17 protein-coding genes are annotated in these 17,744 nt (G+C 42.6%); 3 read left to right on the top strand and 14 right to left on the bottom strand.

Annotated features, from left to right (window positions below; genetic code table 11):
- Positions 1-7 precede the first annotated feature (7 nt).
- The 10 genes from AC3WTL_RS13715 to argH form a co-directional block, all read right to left on the bottom strand.
- Entirely contained in the window at positions 8-1,114 is a 1,107-nt protein-coding gene (locus AC3WTL_RS13715) for a tartrate dehydrogenase (protein WP_492369552.1), read from the bottom strand.
- Between the two features lie 11 nt (positions 1,115-1,125).
- Positions 1,126-1,248 (bottom strand): SDR family oxidoreductase, encoded by a 123-nt coding sequence (locus tag AC3WTL_RS13710; protein WP_492369653.1) that lies wholly within the window; start codon positions 1,246-1,248, stop codon positions 1,126-1,128.
- Positions 1,249-1,625: 377 nt separating this feature from the next.
- The gene (ulaA, locus tag AC3WTL_RS13705) at positions 1,626-2,888 is read right to left on the bottom strand and encodes a PTS ascorbate transporter subunit IIC (protein ID WP_048009154.1); all 1,263 of its coding nucleotides are present in this window, start codon (positions 2,886-2,888) and stop codon (positions 1,626-1,628) included.
- 123 nt (positions 2,889-3,011) lie between these two features.
- Positions 3,012-3,281, bottom strand: coding sequence for a PTS sugar transporter subunit IIB (locus tag AC3WTL_RS13700; protein WP_197246648.1), 270 nt, complete (start codon positions 3,279-3,281; stop codon positions 3,012-3,014).
- A 13-nt stretch (positions 3,282-3,294) separates the two neighbouring features.
- On the bottom strand, positions 3,295-5,412 hold the full coding sequence (locus AC3WTL_RS13695; protein WP_492369551.1) for a BglG family transcription antiterminator: 2,118 nt from the start codon (positions 5,410-5,412) through the stop codon (positions 3,295-3,297).
- A gap of 202 nt (positions 5,413-5,614) precedes the next feature.
- Positions 5,615-6,178, bottom strand: coding sequence for a hypothetical protein (locus tag AC3WTL_RS13690; protein WP_492369550.1), 564 nt, complete (start codon positions 6,176-6,178; stop codon positions 5,615-5,617).
- Between the two features lie 217 nt (positions 6,179-6,395).
- A complete protein-coding gene (locus tag AC3WTL_RS13685) occupies positions 6,396-7,001 on the bottom strand; it encodes a hypothetical protein (RefSeq protein WP_248349851.1) in 606 nt (201 codons plus the stop codon).
- A 338-nt stretch (positions 7,002-7,339) separates the two neighbouring features.
- Positions 7,340-7,516: a hypothetical protein gene (locus AC3WTL_RS13680; RefSeq protein ID WP_492369549.1), complete on the bottom strand. Its 177-nt coding sequence runs from the start codon at positions 7,514-7,516 to the stop codon at positions 7,340-7,342.
- An 11-nt stretch (positions 7,517-7,527) separates the two neighbouring features.
- Positions 7,528-8,754, bottom strand: coding sequence for a YHYH domain-containing protein (locus AC3WTL_RS13675; RefSeq protein WP_492369548.1), 1,227 nt, complete (start codon positions 8,752-8,754; stop codon positions 7,528-7,530).
- A gap of 115 nt (positions 8,755-8,869) precedes the next feature.
- Positions 8,870-10,360, bottom strand: a complete 1,491-nt coding sequence (argH, locus tag AC3WTL_RS13670) for an argininosuccinate lyase (RefSeq protein WP_248349857.1) — start codon at positions 10,358-10,360, stop codon at positions 8,870-8,872.
- 509 nt (positions 10,361-10,869) lie between these two features.
- On the opposite strand from argH, the gene AC3WTL_RS13665 reads away from it, so the two are divergent.
- From AC3WTL_RS13665 to AC3WTL_RS13655, 3 genes are read left to right on the top strand one after another with little or no spacing between them, the layout of a single operon-like run.
- The gene (locus AC3WTL_RS13665; RefSeq protein WP_492369547.1) at positions 10,870-11,838 is read left to right on the top strand and encodes a nuclease-related domain-containing protein; all 969 of its coding nucleotides are present in this window, start codon (positions 10,870-10,872) and stop codon (positions 11,836-11,838) included.
- Between the two features lie 60 nt (positions 11,839-11,898).
- Positions 11,899-12,159: a CGCGG family putative rSAM-modified RiPP protein gene (locus AC3WTL_RS13660; protein ID WP_492369546.1), complete on the top strand. Its 261-nt coding sequence runs from the start codon at positions 11,899-11,901 to the stop codon at positions 12,157-12,159.
- Positions 12,144-12,419 (top strand): hypothetical protein, encoded by a 276-nt coding sequence (locus tag AC3WTL_RS13655; RefSeq protein ID WP_252220191.1) that lies wholly within the window; start codon positions 12,144-12,146, stop codon positions 12,417-12,419. Before AC3WTL_RS13660 ends, AC3WTL_RS13655 begins: the two co-directional genes overlap by 16 nt.
- 230 nt (positions 12,420-12,649) lie before the next feature.
- On the opposite strand, the gene AC3WTL_RS13650 is transcribed toward AC3WTL_RS13655, so the two are convergent.
- The 4 genes from AC3WTL_RS13650 to AC3WTL_RS13635 all read right to left on the bottom strand — a co-directional run bounded on the left by AC3WTL_RS13650 (position 12,650) and on the right by AC3WTL_RS13635 (position 17,735).
- A complete protein-coding gene (locus tag AC3WTL_RS13650) occupies positions 12,650-12,937 on the bottom strand; it encodes a hypothetical protein (RefSeq protein WP_492369545.1) in 288 nt (95 codons plus the stop codon).
- 219 nt (positions 12,938-13,156) lie between these two features.
- Entirely contained in the window at positions 13,157-15,154 is a 1,998-nt protein-coding gene (locus AC3WTL_RS13645; RefSeq protein WP_492369544.1) for a methyl-accepting chemotaxis protein, read from the bottom strand.
- Between the two features lie 13 nt (positions 15,155-15,167).
- Positions 15,168-16,136, bottom strand: a complete 969-nt coding sequence (locus AC3WTL_RS13640) for a methyl-accepting chemotaxis protein (RefSeq protein WP_492369543.1) — start codon at positions 16,134-16,136, stop codon at positions 15,168-15,170.
- A gap of 141 nt (positions 16,137-16,277) precedes the next feature.
- Positions 16,278-17,735 (bottom strand): CoA-acylating methylmalonate-semialdehyde dehydrogenase, encoded by a 1,458-nt coding sequence (locus AC3WTL_RS13635; protein ID WP_197217825.1) that lies wholly within the window; start codon positions 17,733-17,735, stop codon positions 16,278-16,280.
- Positions 17,736-17,744: the final 9 nt, after the last annotated feature.

Genomic DNA, 17,744 nt, shown 5'->3' with positions numbered 1-17,744 from the left:
CTCTCTATTATTTAACTCCACTGGAAGGACTTTTAACCTTAGCTGGAGCATGACTGCTTAAAAGATTCATAAATTCATTGCCAAGCTGATCAGTTGAAGCTTTCCCGCCAAGATCCGGAGTTAGTGCACTCTTATGATGAAGCAGTTCTTTCATCGTTTTCAGGATGGCGCTTCCCCAAGCCGGTTCTCCAAAATGATCCATCATCTGGCTGACGGACCAGATGGCAGCAAGAGGGTTGGCAAGACCTTTCCCGGCTATGTCCGGTGCGGATCCATGAATAGGCTCGAACATGGATGGAAACTCCCTTTCAGGATTGATATTCGCTCCCGCAGCCAGCCCGAGTCCACCTGTAATCGCAGCTCCCAGATCGGTTAGAATATCCCCGAATAAATTGGAGGTAACGACAATCTCAAATCTTTCCGGCTGCAGAACAAAGTAGAGGCTTGCAGCATCCACCAAATAGGAGTAAGTTTTGACATCCGGATATTCTTTCCCCACTTCAATAAATACCTCATCCCAGAACACCATGGAATAATTCAGCGCATTTGCTTTACTGATGCTTGTTAAGGTCTTTTTCTGTTTGCGGGCTTCTTCATATGCGTAGCGAATAATGCGTTCTGTTCCTTTCCTTGAAAACACACCGGTCTGCAGGACCACTTCCTCAGGCTTTCCTTTGAATAGCCAATCTCCTGCTCCTGCGTATTCCCCCTCGCTATTCTCCCGTATCACCAAAAAGTCGATCTCTTTTTCCCCTTTGTTTTTAAGCGGTGTCAGCTCCGGGTGCAGAAGTTTAATAGGACGAATGTTTACATACTGATCAAATTCCTTCCGGATCTTCAGAAGCAGGTCCCACAGTGAAATATGGTCCGGTACACCCGGGTAGCCTACTGCCCCTAAATAGATCGCATCAAATTCTTTTAATTGGTCAATCCCATCATCAGCCATCATTTTTCCATTATCCAAATAATACTCGCAGCCCCATGGGAACTCCGTAAACGAAAAGGATAGACCGGGATCCAGCTCCTCCATTTTTTTTAACACTTTTACTCCTTCTGCCACAACCTCAGGACCGATTCCATCCCCGGGGATCAGGGCAATTTTCCAATGCTTCATCTCTTAACCTCCTATGCTTTTGGGCCACCGGTAACATCTAAGACCTGACCGCTTATAAATGAGGATGCCGGACTAGCAAAAAAGCTTGCGGCCTGTGCGATATCCTCTGGTGTACCTGACCTATTAACCTGAATTTGCTTAACTTTGGATTTAATCTATTCCTGAAAGCTACCCAGCCGTTCTGCGACAGCTTTTGCCATAATAAATCCAGTTGCACTGGCATTCACAGTAATTTTGTATTTTTCCAGTTCATGATATTTCCTACTTTTTGTAATATTCTAACTATATATTTAGTAGATAAATGTTGCAATACCTTATTAGGTGTTGCGGCAACGCATTAAAGGGTGAAGAGAAGAAAGTTTGCAAAAGGGAAAAGCAACACAACACTTCTTGAATTTAATAAAACATATAATATAGTACGGACAGTGTCGCCCGAGATAGGCCTGCCCAAATTTTTTGGAAAAACAAAAAGAGGACTCCACATCAAAGTGAAGTCCCAATAATAACTAGATTAAGAAAATAGTTTAATAAGGAAGCTCAAGAGTATCCCCACAACCCCAAAGTCCGAGTCTCCAAAGGTAGTTCCTTCAAATCCAAGTGATCCAAGAACCGGCAGCAATAAGGCCGGAAGGAATGAGATTAATAGACCGTTGGCAAAAGAACCGATCATCGCTCCCCGCCTGCCTCCAGTCGCATTACCGAATACCCCTGCCGCCGCACCTGTGAAGAAGTGCGGAATCAGACCTGGCACGATAATTTTCAATCCGAATAATGGAAGCAGGAACATGGAAAGCAATCCAGCTACGAAGCTGAATAAGAATCCGATAATAACTGCATTCGGCGCAAAAGGGAACACTGCCGGACAATCAAGGGCAGGCTTTGCATCTTTTACCACTTTATCAGCGATTCCTTTAAAAGCTGGCACGATCTCTGCAATAAGCATCCGCACACCGGCAAGGACCACATATACACCAGCTGCAAACGTAATCGCCTGCATGAGCGAGAATACAAGGAAGTTCACTCCGCCGCTCAATTCAGATTCCACATATCCTTTTCCGGCAATCGGCGCCACAACCAGGAAGAGAATCGTCATTGTCAGAGACATCGCAACAGATGTATCACGCAGGAATCCAAGTGATTTTGGCACTTTGATATCCTCCGTCGATTTGGATTTATCCCCTACACGCTTCCCGATAAAGCCGGAAACAAAGTAGCCGAAAGATCCGAAGTGGCCGACAGCTATACTGTCATTGCCAGTGATTTCGCGTACATATGGCTGGACAAGCGCAGGCATGAATACCATTAATAATCCCAGAATAATAGACCCGATAATGATCAGCGGAAGCCCTGTCACTCCGCCGGTTGCAAATACAGCTGAGATCAGGCAGGCCATGAATAAAGTATGATGTCCTGTAAGGAAAATATATTTAAACGGTGTGAAACGGGCAATGATAATGTTCATGACCATCCCGAAAAGCATGATCATTGCTGTTTCTTTCCCAAATGTCTGCTGGGCGATCGCAACGATGGCCTCGTTGTTCGGAATGACACCCTGGATATGGAAGGCCTTTTCAAACATTTTTCCGAAAATATCAAGTGAGCCTATTAAGATGCTTGCTCCTCCATTCAGGATGAGAAAGCCCATGATCGTTTTAAGTGTGCCTGATATGACATCGGCAATACCTTTCTTCTGCAGAAGCAAGCCAAACAAGGCGAATAAGCCAACCAGGATGGCGGGTGTGCCCAATATATCATTCATGATGAAATCAAACATGTTAACCCCTCCTTTTTAAATCCTCTGTATCTCTCTTTAATCTAACTAGTTTTCAGGTTATACTGTATTTGTTCTTTTTATTTTTCAGCGGGCGGATTTTTCCGCCTGCTCTTTTTTTCTCTATTAGGATAAATGTGATTCCAATGCCGCTTTTAGTTCATTTTGATCAAGGATGTTTGTCAAACCAATGATCGTTCTTGTTCCGTCATCCAAAGTGGAAATCAGGTCTTTAGATCCCAGGTAGATGTCCGCTTTTTCGGATTTAGCCGTTGTTAAATCGGTATGTGAAACATCTGCTTCCACTCCCATCTGGCTTAAAACTGTTTTTACGTTCATTTCTACGATAAAGCTGCTTCCAAGTCCATTTCCGCATACTACAAGAATTTTTTTCATGTTTATTTCCTCCTTAGTCTTGTGAATATTGATTAATAATTTCCAATACGTCAGCTGCTGTATCAGCATTCTGGAGCTTTTCAAGGTTATCGCTGTCAGACAGCATTTTGGACAGCTGGGATAATGCTTTTAAATGGGTTTCATTATCGATGGCTGCCAGCACAAAGAATAATCTAACCTGATGTTCCGGCTTTTCCGAAAAAGCACAGCTCTCCTTTAATTGCAGAAAGCTCATTCCCAGCTTGTTCACACCAGCTTCAGGGCGGGCATGAGGAAGGGCAATTCCAGGTGCGATGACGATATACGGCCCCATTTCTTTCACATTTTCAATCATGGCATCAATGTAATTCTGGCTGATGGATTGATCAGCCAATAGCGGCTGTGACGCCATTTGCAGTGCTTCCTGCCAGCTTGCAGCAGAATCTGCAAATTGAATTTTATCGGCGGTGAGAACTTCATTTAACATTGGCTTTTGATCCACCTCACTTTTTGCTTCTTTATTTGATTGATAGTAAACTTTCAATTCCTGGATCAGCATGCTTTCGTCTTTGATATCTGCATGCTTCCGGATAATGTTCATCAATGCGTCTATGTTTTCAGATTTCGGCCTTTTTTCTGATGCCTGAACCTGCTTAAGCAGGGATTCCTTCTCAGACGGGTTAAGAATCGGATTTACAATAAACACCGGTACCTTTTTCCGGGATACTGGCGTGGTCGAAATGACAAAATCCAAATCAGCCAGGGACGCTTTCTCATATTCACGGACAGTGTATACATGTGCCACATCCACAAACGGCATGAGATCTTCAATTTGCTTCTGCAGGATTCGGGACGTGCCGATTCCGCTGGCACACACCACAGCCGCTTTTTTGCGGGCTTCCACCCTTACGCCTTCTTTATCAATCCAGCCTCCAAAATGCATCGCAATATAGGCCGCTTCATCATCCGATACTTTTTTGCCAAGCACGTATTCAAAATGATGAACCACTTTTTTGGTTAGAATATACAGGTCCTGATAAGACTCCTGTACAGATTTAGATAATGGATTCTCCAATTCGATCCCATATTTGATTCGGAAATAAGCCGGTTTTAAATGAATCAGTAAATTTCGTTCAAGTTCCTTCCGATTTTGAAAAAATACGCACGCATACTTTTGAAAATCATCGACCATTCTTACAGCCATTGATTTGAGGATATCAAGGTCCTGGTTTTCCAGCTCATGTGTATCATAGTCGCTTATTTTTGCACCCAACAGGTAGGTTGCAAGATAGCAGGCTTCATCATCGGGAACCTCAATATGGAAACCGCTTTCAATTTTCCGGCAAATAAATTGAGCAGCGGTGTACTCTTTTGTTTCTTTAATGACCTGTTTTTCAACAGGATCCATCTTGATGTATTTTTCCTGGTTAAACCTTTTGATGAGCATAAATATATGGGCGCTTAGCGTCTCCATCACTTCATCTGTGTAATGAACGCCAGAAAAAGATTCACTTTCATTCAGAATCTCATAAATCGTCTCTAAATCAGTACGCTGAAACATTTCAGGTGACAGTCCAGGCGTGTCCTGGATGGTTAACTGGACTTCAGATAATAGATCATTCCAGCCGCGATTGGTTAAGACCTGTGATAGGAAGTGTATCAGCATTTTCCTCTTATCCTGCTCTTCGCCGGCAATAAAGTAGCCTGAAGGTTTATGGAAATTCAACTGAACCTGGAACTGGCTTAGCTGCTTTTTTAATTCCTTGATATCTGCCAGAAGCGTACTCCTGCTGACACCCAGCTTATCCATCAGGTCCTGAAGATAAATGGTTTTCTCACGGGTCAGGATAAGGATGGCAGTCCAGGCCATTCTTTCTTTGCGCGAAAACTCATAACTGCCAGCTTTATCAAACGAATGCAGCCGCTGTTTAATCTGCTGCTTTTCTTCTTCATCGAGAAAAAATCCAGCAGCACGAACATACTGCAATTCATCTAAACCCTGGTCTTTTAGCCAGCTATTAATTTTGTCAACATCATAATAAACAGTCCGCTTGGAAATCTGTAATTCTTCCATCAGCTCCTGCGGAGAAACATGTGTAGGCGCATGGACCATTTTCGTCAAAATCGCCATGCAGCGCTGGTCAAGAATCATCGGGAGCGCTCCCTCCTTTACCTGATTCTAAAATAGTAAGTTTGCAAAAGTCAGACTCTAAATTCATCGAATTGTCTGCTTACTACGTATTATACTCCTGTATTACACAAAATGAAGTCCGAATTATGTAAGGGGGTTTTTGCAAAGACTGGACTCAAGGAATAAAAAAACTTCCTAATAGAATAGGAAGCGGGGGTTATACTTATTCATTTCCCTTAACAATGTGGCCTTCTGCATCATAAACTGTAACCTCAACCGGCAGTTTAATTTCATCTTTCTCGAAAACAGCATACCAAACCCACAGGTTATCCCGAACCAAAAAGCGGGTTGGCTGGATATTGCCTTCACTGTTAATTATGATGGTCTTCGCATGATCCTCCGCAAATCCATATATGATGGAAAAACCCTTCTCAGACTTTTTATCTGCCCGCCAGTCAATAGGTCCCCTATCTGTTTTTTCCTCGCTGAACTCCTGGAAATCCATCATCGGATAGATGAACTTCTTAAACTCTGCAAACTCCTGATTGGTCAAAACAGGGATAATTCCCGAGTTGGTTTCCGCAAAAACCAAGCGTGAATGGGGGTCAAACAAAAGAATCCGCTGGCAGGCTTCGCCAAATTGCTCTGATACTTTTTCGCAGATGCTCTTTTCCAGGGAAACAGCAGGGATAACCGGCTTTGCAGGTTCTGCAGTACGTGAAGCAAATAAATAAACAACAGCGAATATTAATCCTAAGCTGAGTACAGCGAGTAAACTTTTTTTCATCTCACTCACCCCTTTAATTCTTATCATATTATACTTTTCAAGAAATAAAAGCTTAAAAAAAGCGAACCCCGCAAGGTCTGCTTTAAAAATTAAATTTTAAAGGTATAGCAGGTTCTGCATTACGTGAAGCAAATAAATAAACAACAGCGAATATTAATCCTAGGCTGAGTACAATCAGGGAACTTTTTTCATTTCACTCCCCCCCCCTCTAATTGTGCTAAACCAATATTCTATATGTAGCATCTCGTGCTAAGTTCCTATCTAATTCGTAAAGTTGGTATAACCAAGTGTATTCTTTTATATGGGTGTATACATATTCAGCATCTATGATAATCGGGTATAAAGGATTACCCAAATTAGATCTAGTTATTTTTTTGCCGAATTTTTTAATTGGAATATTATATGTGTTTCTAAGAGCCACATATAACATCGGGTTCATTATACCTATAAGGTATTTAATCTTGCTTTTTCTTGTGTGTTCGGCCATGGTATATACTAGCCTATCTAAGTTTTTATCTTTTCTGTGTTCAGGATGTATGGATATGCAATCTATCTCAGCGATTGATGATATATTTTCCTGTATTATCTCTTGGTCTTTGAAAGGAAAATATGTGTCTATATCTGAGGATGCTCCAGAATGCCCATAAGGTATAACTTCGGCGGTTCCTACTGGAATATGGTTGTGATTATAAACAAGGTATCTGCATACATTACCTAGGGGACATTCCAAAATGTAATTTTGTTCCAACCATGAAGGAATAAGAATTTGATAAAATTCCTCAAAGTCACCCTCTGTTTCTACTCTCTTATAAATTGTGTTCATTTTAACCTCCTACTTTTAGTCTAAGCATATTTTACTATGTTCGTGTTAGCGAATGCTGTAGTTTTTTGTCGTAATTATCAAACGAGTTGCCGATATGTAAAAGTATTATAAGAGCAGATAGAAGCAGTAACGGAGGGGGAGCATGAGTCCAAACCAAAGACAGTTAGGCGATATTTTTTTGTTATCGACAGAATTCCATTCTTCGAGGATAAAATTAATTCATATGGACAGGTGAATTTAATACTGTGATGATGATGGCAAAAAACTGCTGCATAGAAGAAGACTTTAGCTTAATAAAAATAACGCTTGGGACAGCATCCCTAAGCGTTATTTTATGTTTAGGCGTTCTTTGTTGTTCTTGGAACTCTAGCTTCTTTCCTTTGGATTCGTGCCCTTTCTTTTTCATTTCTATAATTGTTTACTTTTGCTTTTACCTCAGCAGGATTCAATTTTTTTGCTATAGCTTTAACTAATAAATCTTCAACTTTATAACAGATGTTTTGGTATATTCCCATTCCTATCCCCCTTAACGGATCATTTTCCTCGCAACATAAAGTCTTCTCCCTAACCAACTAAGAGCAATAACTCCTGCCCCTCCAGCTGCTGTAGCCTGATTTTGTTTTTGTTCCTCTTCATATTGCTTATAACCTTTTTTATAGTAATGTTTATAGATTACTTCAGCCTTTTCATACTTGGACGGAATAAAATACTTTTCACCATTTTCTCCTAAAGAATTGGCAGACTTTTGGATCTCAATTATTTCTTCATTCGAGTCAAATCCATCTTTGTACCACTGAATAAGTTTGGCATTATTTAGATTAGGATCTTTGTATTTCAACATTGTAAAGGCCGCCTGATACCCCATATCATAATACTCTTGTTTCAATTCATTCTGCGCCTTTTCGTAACCTTCTTGATATACCTTTATGAAGAGGCTATTAACATTTTCAGGTGGTGAATGAGAATCCTTTTTACCATCTTTGTAACCTAAGTCTTGGTATTCTTTTTTCATAATCTCGATTCGTTCTTGTAAAGCCTGATTAAAACCACTTTCAAAAGAGGCTTTTAGGCCAGGGTGCTTTAAATAACTTTCAGGAATTGCAATTTCATCTTGTTTCTTCCCTTGAGCATTCCCTTCATTTAGAGCCTTTATTTTTTCAGCTTCTATCTTTTTCTTTCCTTCTTCATAACCTTTGTTATAGCCAGAAGAATAGCCTGATGTGTATGCATTTGAGCCCTCGGAAGTGGAATCGTCAGCATCTGAATCTTCATACCCATCCTTTAGTCCTTGGATATATCCATTTTCTTCTCCACTCTTTGTATCAGCTTGTTCTTGTTTAAATTGGACCTGTTCTGGACTATTGTTGATTTTTGTTTTATCGTAATTACCCGGAGCTTCACAAGGAATTCCATCATCTACTTGGCCGTTGCCCCAACCATCTAATTTCTCCGGGTCATAAGTTGCAGAGTACCCCTTTGAATTCCAATATTCTACGACTTCATCATATGTGGCAAATTCAGAACAGTCCTTGTCGCTGCTGGCCGCCGGCTTACTGGTTGTCGATGTTGAACTTCCAGAGGAAGAGCTGCCTCCATTATGGTAGTGATATCCCGAACATAACCCCTTTGCCTGTGATTTTGGACTGCAATTATGTCCGCCATTAGAATCTGTCCGGCCACTATGAGCATATGCGCTTGCACCAAAAAGTAAACTAGTAGATAAAACAATAAATAATACTTTTTTAACCATCATTTCCTCCATTTGTATATTTTCTATGTATATTATAGTATTTATGGTAAAAATTAATAGAGTTATATTTTTCCATTAAATATAAAAAAAGCGAACCCTGCAAGGTCCACTTTTAAAATTAAATTTTAAAGTTAATCAGATTCTCCCGCTTCTCCTTAAGCCCTCTTACAGCCCCTTCATAGCTGAGCAGATCCCCTGTGAGGGTTTCATTCCGATCCTTGATCATTCTCGAGACCTCATCCGGATTCGGTCCTCCCTGGAGGCTGCGGATTTGAACAAAGTATTCAGGAGAAATGATTTTCTTCCACTCTTCCTCTGACAGGGAAACCGGAACATATCCCTGAATAACTTGATTTACATCCTCCACTTTCCAGTCGCATAGCTCTTTCTGTTCTTTCACGGTTTGTTTCGAAATATAGCAGGCAATCGAGTGGGCTTTCCGAAATGGGATGCTGTAGTCTCTTGCCAGGGTGTCAGCCAGTTCTGTGATCGTGATGCACGACTTTTTGGCCATTTCTTTCGCATGATCTTTATTGACCTTTAAAGTGGCAATCACGGCATACATCAGCTTTAATACCCGATTCGCATTATTAAAGGCGCGATACAGATGGGGCTGCAGATCATCCTCAGTATCGACGATATCGCCGAATGGTGTGTTATGGACCATGTTCATGGCTGCATATGCTTCACCGTAAGCACTGCTGGCAATGGACCTGGAATGTTCAATAGAAACCGGGTTCCGCTTTTGCGGCATAATGCTGCTCACCTGTACGTAAGGATCCGCTACCTGGAAGGTGCCAAACTCCCTTGTTACATGCTGAAGGAAATCCTGAATCCACCGGCCGGTATTCACCATGCAGGTCATCAGGGCAGAGGACGTCTCCAGCAGGTAATCGGCTCCCGCAATCGAGTCGTATGAATTCTCGATAAGTTCCTCAAATCCCAGCAGTTCGCGCGTGCGTTCCCTGCAAATCGGGAAGCCGGTCGTTGTAAGGGCCGCTGCGCCGAGCGGGGATTTGTTTACGGTTTTATAGGCAGCCCACAGCCGGTTGATATCCCTTTGAAGGACATCATATACAGCAAGCAGATAATGTCCCAAAGTGGTCGGCTGGGCCGGCTGTGTATGGGTATACCCGGTCATATAGGTCACTTTATGCTCATCCGCCTGCTCAAGCAATGCCTCACTAAGCTGATAGGCACTGCCCAAAAGCTGAAGCAGGTGTTCTCTCAGGACCAGCCTGTACATAGCGATCCCCATATCATTCCGGCTCCGGGCAATATGGATTTTTCCGGCCAGTTCATCACCGATCTCTTCTCCTATTTTCGCTTCCATCATAAAGAAGAGATCTTCAAATTGTGGCTGATAGGATAATGAGCCGGTGTCTGACATTGCCACTTTATTAATACCTTCCAGCATGGTTCTTGCTTCTTCTTCCGGAATGATTCCCTGTTCTGCCAGCATGATCACATGTGCCCGGTGGATATCGAACATGACATGGAACAGATAGTCACGCTGATCATTAAAAACGGGCATTAGCAGTTCTTCTGCATACGTCTTGCCGGGAAAAACATGGCCTTCATTTTTAATAAACTCTTCTAATTTGCTCATTTTTTCAACTCCATTTTATGACAATGATTCCGACCAAAGCATCTGGAGGCTTCTTCAATGAAATAAGCTATGGAAATATATATATCTTAGTATATGCGTGGGCAATTAAAATGCTGATTTTGCAGCTATTGTAAAAGGCACTTCATCCAGTCTTTAACTGGATTGGGATCTATCCGGGTTTCCATTGAATAACTTTTGTCCCCTCGCCCCTTGGTGATAGGCACTACCCGAAATTTGTCGATTGTGAACTTTGCAAATAGAGTGGGGAAGGTTGCAAATAGATGAGTGATTTTGCAAATAGAAGGGGATTTTGCGCAAATAATACGGGAAAATTGCAAATAGCTACCTGCTTCCTGCAAATAGAGAAACCGTGGAAGTGCCCGCGGCTAATAGAGGTGGAGAATCTGCAAATAGAGCACGAAAACTTGCAAATAGACTCCCATCTAAAAAGAGGTATATAGACATTTATATCGAAAATAACTAAGTAAACACAGAAAGGAGAGCTATACTTGATTAGTAAAAGTCTGAAAGTCCCCGAAATAAACCTCCAGCTTGAAGCGTTGGTAAGAAGAATCCCCGAACAGCACCCCTCACGTGAGAAAGTGATCTCAGAATATAAAAAGAGAAGCGCGGGATTTAAGGGAGAAGAAAGATTATTTTATTACTTAAGCTTTCTGGAACCTAAAAAGTATTGGATATTTCATGATTTGCGGTTATCAAACGGATCGCAATTTTTTCAAATCGATGCATTGCTGCTCACGGCAAATTTTGCACTCATATTGGAAGTTAAAAATTGGACAGGCACCTTGATTTTCAACCCTCATTTCCAGCAGGTCATCCGCATCCAAAACGACAAAGAAGAAGGATTTCCAGACCCCATTTCACAAGCCCGGCATCAGACGAACCAGTTTAGAAACTGGCTTGATCTTAATGGGTTTCCTCGCATTCCTCTTGATTTTTTAGTTGTAATCAGCCATCCTTCCACCATAATTAAGGCAGAGACAGATCCGCTGCAAATATCTAAGAAAGTATTACACTCTCATCACCTTTTATCCAAAATGAATGGCATTGAAAATAAGTACCCTCAGGAAAAAACTGATTCTAAGGAGATTCGGAAGCTATGCCGGACTTTGTTAAAAAAACATACCCCGGTACAATCCGAGATTCTCGAGCAATTCAATGTCTCAGCTGAAGAAATTCTGACTGGTGTCAGCTGTCCTAAATGCACTTCCCTTCCGATGATATTCCATTGGGGGAAATGGCACTGTCCAATGTGTTTATTCTCCTCTCCCTTAGCCCATGAGGCTGCAGTCCAAGACTACTTCCGGCTTATTAAGCCGTCAATTACCAACTCGGAATTCCGCTCATTCACCCATATCCCATCCCCCTATACTGCTTCAAGAATACTCTCCAGGATGAACCTTTCTTTTAAAAGAAATAAAAGACACCGTATCTACGAAAAAACACTTGAACAGTGATACACCTCACAATTTTTTCCAACAAGTTAATTTATAATTAAGCTGAATTGAGGTGCTAATATGGAAAAGAACTGGTCTATTTCACTTGAGCATGGTAATTACACTAGTGATGTGGAGCTTCTGATCAACGATGCGATGGCGGCAGTAAGCCAGACAGCTAAAGGGTATTATGTCAATATAGTTACACCAGCTGAATTAGGAAATCCCGATAACTACCTAACTGAAGCACTGCTCATATTCTTCGGAAATAAAGTGGACTCTCAATTTATCGATCAATGCGGATGCGGGGGGTATGTTTTGAGGGTATGGAAAAACAAGTGAGGGACCTGACCATTTTGTGTGATTATAAGAACCGGCATGTTATTTTAAATTACTATTATGAAGAGGAACTTATCGATCGGGATGGGATTAGTTTTAATGAGATTTATGTTCATCACGGAACGATTTACTTTATCAAAAATAAAAAACGGATCGTAACCATCAATTCGAAGAAATATCGGAATATGTTGATAGGCGAGGATTTTCAAAATTACTATATTATGCGGAGAGATAAGAATCGTCTTGATATCTATTTTCCTTAAACAGAGCTGCGAAAGCGTTTGGATGCGCTTTTGCAGCTTTTTTTATTTGGGAGGAGTGATCTCTATTTGCAGGAAGCCTGCGTCTATTTGCAGAATCTCCGGTTCTATTTGCAGAATCTATGACTCTATTTGCCAGTTGATAATCGTATACTGTTCCCGGATCTTTTGCTGCTCGTCTATTTGCAGGAATCAGCTTGCTATTTGCAATTTTATAGTTCTATTTGCAGAATTCAGCCTGCTATTTGCAGCTTACTCTGTTCTATTTGCAGAATCCACGGTTCTATTTGCACATCTGATATGGGTGCCGTTTCCTGTTCAGTATCCAGTTCTTCTTTTTGCAGAATCCAGCTTACTATTTGCAGCTTACTCCGTTCTATTTGCAGAATCCACGGTTCTATTTGCAAATCTACTAAGCGAGCCGTTTCCCGTTCAGTATGCAGTTCTTCTTTTTGCAGAATCCAGTCTGCTATTTGCAGCTTACTCTGTTCTATTTGCAGAATCTCCGGCTTTATTTGCAAATCTACTAAGCGAGCCGTTTCCTGTTCTTATGCAGTTTGTCTATTTGCAGAATCGAGCTAACTATTTGCACTTAACCTGTTCAATTTGCAGAATTCCTGGCCCTATTTGCAGGTTAAAGCATCTATTTGCAACTTTCCACTCTCTATTTGCAACGTTCACATTCCAAACCCGCGGCCACATAAAAACAGACCCGCCAAATCCTGGCGGGCCCAACCTATTTACTCCACTTTAAACCTCTTAATAGAATCCAGCAGTTCCTCTGCCATCCCTGAAAGTGATGCAGCCGATGCCGCAATTTCTTCCATGGACGCCAGCTGCTCTTCTGTAGCAGCTGATACGTCCTGGCTTTCGGCAGTCGTGACAGCGGCAATTTCTTCGATTGCGCTGACGAGTTCCACCACCTGGTCGGCTCCTTCGGCCATGTCCCTGATGGATGATGACACTTCTGCGATCTGGCCTGAAACGGTGTCGGCAAATTGCTGGATGTGGCTAAAGGCATCTCCGGCATTGTTCACCAGGTCGATTCCTTTTTCCACTTCAGCTGTTCCCTTTTCCATGGAAGAGATGGCTTTGTTTGTATCCGTTTGGATCGTTGAGATCAGTTCGCGGATGCTTTCGGTTGACTTGGACGATTGCTCTGCCAGCTTGCGGACTTCATCGGCTACAACGGCAAAGCCTCTTCCGTGCTCGCCTGCTCTAGCAGCTTCAATAGCTGCGTTTAGTGCGAGCAGGTTCGTCTGGTCTGCAATGGCAGAAATAACATTGACAATCTGGCCAATTTCCTCCGAACGCTTCCCTAAAGTATCGACAATTGAACCCAGTTCAGAGACTGTTACATTAATATTTTTCATCTGGTTTGTTGAAAGGTCGATGGCTTCATTTCCTTTTACCACAACTTCATTTGTCTCATTGGCCGTTTTGGCCACGACATTGGTGTTACTCATAATTTGCTGAATGCGGCCGGACATTTCTTTGACGACAGAGGTGCTTTCTTTCACCTTTTCTGTCTGCTGCTCAGTTGCCGAAGCTACTTCCTGGATGGAATTGGCCACCTGCTCTGTTGCCATGTTGTTCTGCTCAGAGCTTGCTGTCAGCTGTTCCGATGAGGATGCCAGGTGGACCGCTTTTTCGCTCACCTGGTTGATCAGCTGCTGCAGCGATAGGACCATCTTATTAAAACTGACACCCAGTTTGCTGATTTCATCGTTGTTCTTGACAATAAACTTCTGGGTCAGATCCCCTTCGCTGACTTTATCGGTTGCGGCGATGAGCTGATTGAGCGGGCGCGTTATCGAACGGACAATAATGTAAGAAACAAGTGCACCCACAAGGACGAAGATGGCAATAAATATGATTGTCGACACTAAGATAGGCTGGACAGCTGACGTCACTTCTCCCAGGTTCATCGTGCCGATTACCTTCATGCCTGTCAGCCCATTGGTGGTGAAGTGCATTTCTTTCTCTACGCCTTCAAGCGTGTACTCAACCTGTCCCTTTTCCTTTTCCAGGACTTCCGGCAGCCAGCTGCCTTCTGCCTGGGTGCCCGGCTTCTCCAGCGGATGTACTAAAAAGCTTCCCTCCGCGCTTAAAATGGCAGGATAGCCCTCTTTTCCAATTTTAATATTATTGGATAGCTCGCTAAGAGCAGAGAGACTTAAGTCAATCCCAATAACACCTGAGCTGTCGCCAAGCTTTTGGGCTACAGTGATGAGGATATTTCCACTTACAGCATCAACATATGGCTCTGTAATGAAGGCTTTTCCTTTTGCCTCCATTGCTCCCTGATACCAGGGGCGTGTGGTGGCATCAAAGTCAGCTGGCAGATCTGCACGGGGGTAGATAACCAAATCGCCATTTTCAGAGCCTGCATAAATAGCCACTGCCTCCGGATGGAGCTCTTTATACTGGCTAAAAGCATTTGTTGTTTTATCTAATTCTTCCTCTGTATAGAAATCTTTTTTGATCCGCTTGGAAAAATAATTTGTATCCTCCATCTTAGGTTTAATAAAGTTCATAATAAATTGATCAAGAATTTTAACATTTTCATCTGCACTCATGGTAATTTGATTCTTTATCTCATCATGTGCCTTCTGATAAGATATGTATCCGATTGAAATAGAAGGAATTAATAGAATAATAATAAATGAAAGCAATAATTTTTTTCTAATCGTAAATGAGAACAGCGACCCTTTTTGTTTCTGTCTTTTCTTTTTCATAGTTTTACCCCTTTTAGTAATTTACAGCTTTAACCTGCGAGATGGCGCCTTCCAGTTTCTCGTCAACCACCCTGGCATCGTCAATATGCCTCTGGATCAGTTCGTTCACTTGGTCAAAAACAGATTTTGTATCCGCAATCTCATCGGCCACCTCCTGGGAATACCCCTTCTGAATGTTTATCATTTCAATCACTTCACCAACTTCGGATTCAACTGTATGGATCAGGTTCGTAATCGAATCAATTTTGCTGGTTGTTTGGCCGCTCAGGGACATGCCATCTTTAATTAATTCGGTGCTTGCTACTGTTGAATTCAATGTTGCTTCAATATCGTCCTGAATATTTTTCGTCAGGGAACTGATATTCGCGGTGCTTGTCGCTGTGCTTTCGGCCAGTTTCCGGACTTCATCCGCCACGACTGCAAATCCTTTACCCTGCTCGCCTGCTCGTGCCGCTTCGATGGATGCATTCAATGCAAGAAGGTTCGTTTGGTCTGCAATATCTTTAATGACCTGAACAATCATCTCGATTTCTTTTGACCGTTTGCTCAGCGCCTCCATTTTCTGTGAATTCACTTCCAGCTGCTCTCCCAGCTGCTTGATCAACTGCTCAGACTTGCTGACGGATCCGCGGCCTTCCTCCGAGCTTTTTACCATCTCTTTTGCAGATTGAATCAGATTCCCCCCTTTATCTGATAAAGTGAGGCTGTTTGAAAAAGTAGCTTCGCTATGTCTTTTTACATTTTCAAAACCGTCTTTTATTTTCAGAACCAGGTCGCCCAGTATATAATGCTGACCATTGACCATCTCATGCTGGCTTACTGTAGTCGTCAAATCTTCATTAAAAGAATTTATAAGTGTCTGGTAATATTTTTCTCTGCGCTGAAACTCTTCTTCAGCAACCTGGAGTTTTGCTTCCAGTTCCCGCTTTTCATCTTCCAGCTGCTTCAACTTTCCTTTTCCGAACATCATTGATCTCCCCATCTCTTATATACTCCTTTATTATATCGACAGAAAACGCGAAATTTTGTGACCTTTTTCACTCTTTTTTAAAATATCTGGGTCTATGTGTTCAAAAAAAGAGACACCCGCCTTTTATGGCAGGTGTCTCATCTCTCTTATTTTTTACCAGCGTGCAGTCAGCATCTTTCTTCTTGTATAGAATTCCACTCCATCCGTTCCGTTTGCGTGAAGGTCTCCATAGAAGGAGTTTTTCCAGCCGGAGAATGGGAAGAAGGCCATTGGTGCCGGTACTCCGATGTTCACTCCGAGCATACCGACCTCGATGTTTTCTCTGAAGTAGCGGACACTGCTTCCGCTGTCAGTGAATAGGCATGCACCGTTTCCAAAGTCGGATTTGTTCGTAAGCTCGATTGCTTCTTCAAGATTTTTTACACGCACCACAGAAAGTACCGGTGCGAAAATTTCTTCTTTCCAGATTTTCATTGATGGATCCACATTATCAAAAATCGTTGGCCCGATGAAGTAGCCGTTTTCGTGGTATGCTTCGTCTTTGCGGCCATCACGGACAAGTTTTGCTCCTTCTTTTTCGCCAATTTCAATGTAGTTGCTTGTGCGTTCCTTGTTTTCCTGGCGGATGACTGGGCCAAGGAATACATTTTCATCCAAACCGTTTCCGATTGTCAGCTGACTCGCCTGTTCATTTAACCTCGCAACAAGCTCGTCGGCAATGGAATCCACGGCTACTACTACAGAGCAGGCCATGCACCTTTCACCAGCTGAACCGTATGCAGCAGCGATAATTTCCTTAACTGCGCCATCAAGGTCTGCATCAGGCAGCACGATCGAGTGGTTCTTAGCACCAGCCAGCGCCTGGACGCGTTTGCCTTTTGCTGTAGCTGATTTATAGATGTACTCGGCAACAGGCTGGGAGCCAACGAATGAAATTGCCGGTACATCCTTATGGTCGATCAGGCTGTTTACTACGTCATGGGCACCATGAACAATATTGAATACGCCAGCCGGAAGGCCCGCTTCTGTGAACAGCTCTGCCAGGCGGTTAGCGAGGATTGGCGTTCTTTCAGATGGCTTTAATACAAATGTGTTGCCGCAGGCAATCGCTAGCGGGAACATCCAGCATGGAACCATCATCGGGAAGTTGAAAGGTGTGATGCCGCCAATGACTCCGACCGGATAGCGGTACATGCCTGATTCAATGTTTGTCGCAATATCAGGAAGCTGCTTGCCCATCATGAGAGATGGAGCACCTGCAGCGAATTCCACACATTCTATTCCGCGCTGCACCTCGCCATAGGCTTCTTTATAGTTCTTTCCGTTTTCCTGAGTAATGAGCTTTGCCAGCTCGTCCCAGTTATCTATTAAAAGCTGCTGGTATTTAAATAGAATTCTCGCTCTTTTTGGCACCGGCGTTTTACTCCAGACTTTAAAAGCTTCCTTGGCTGCCTGTACAGCATTGTCGACATCTTCACGTGTGGAAATCGGTGTACGGGCAAGCTCCTCGCCTGTTGCTGGATTTGGCACCACTTCAAATTTATCAGTATTGGCGTCCACCCATTCGCCATTGATAAAGTTTTTTAATACCGTTGTTGTTGTCGCTGTCATAAGTAAAAT

The sequence above is a fragment of the Cytobacillus sp. EB106-05-05-XG126 genome (assembly GCF_058791715.1).
This window is presented reverse-complemented; position numbering and strand designations above follow the sequence as displayed.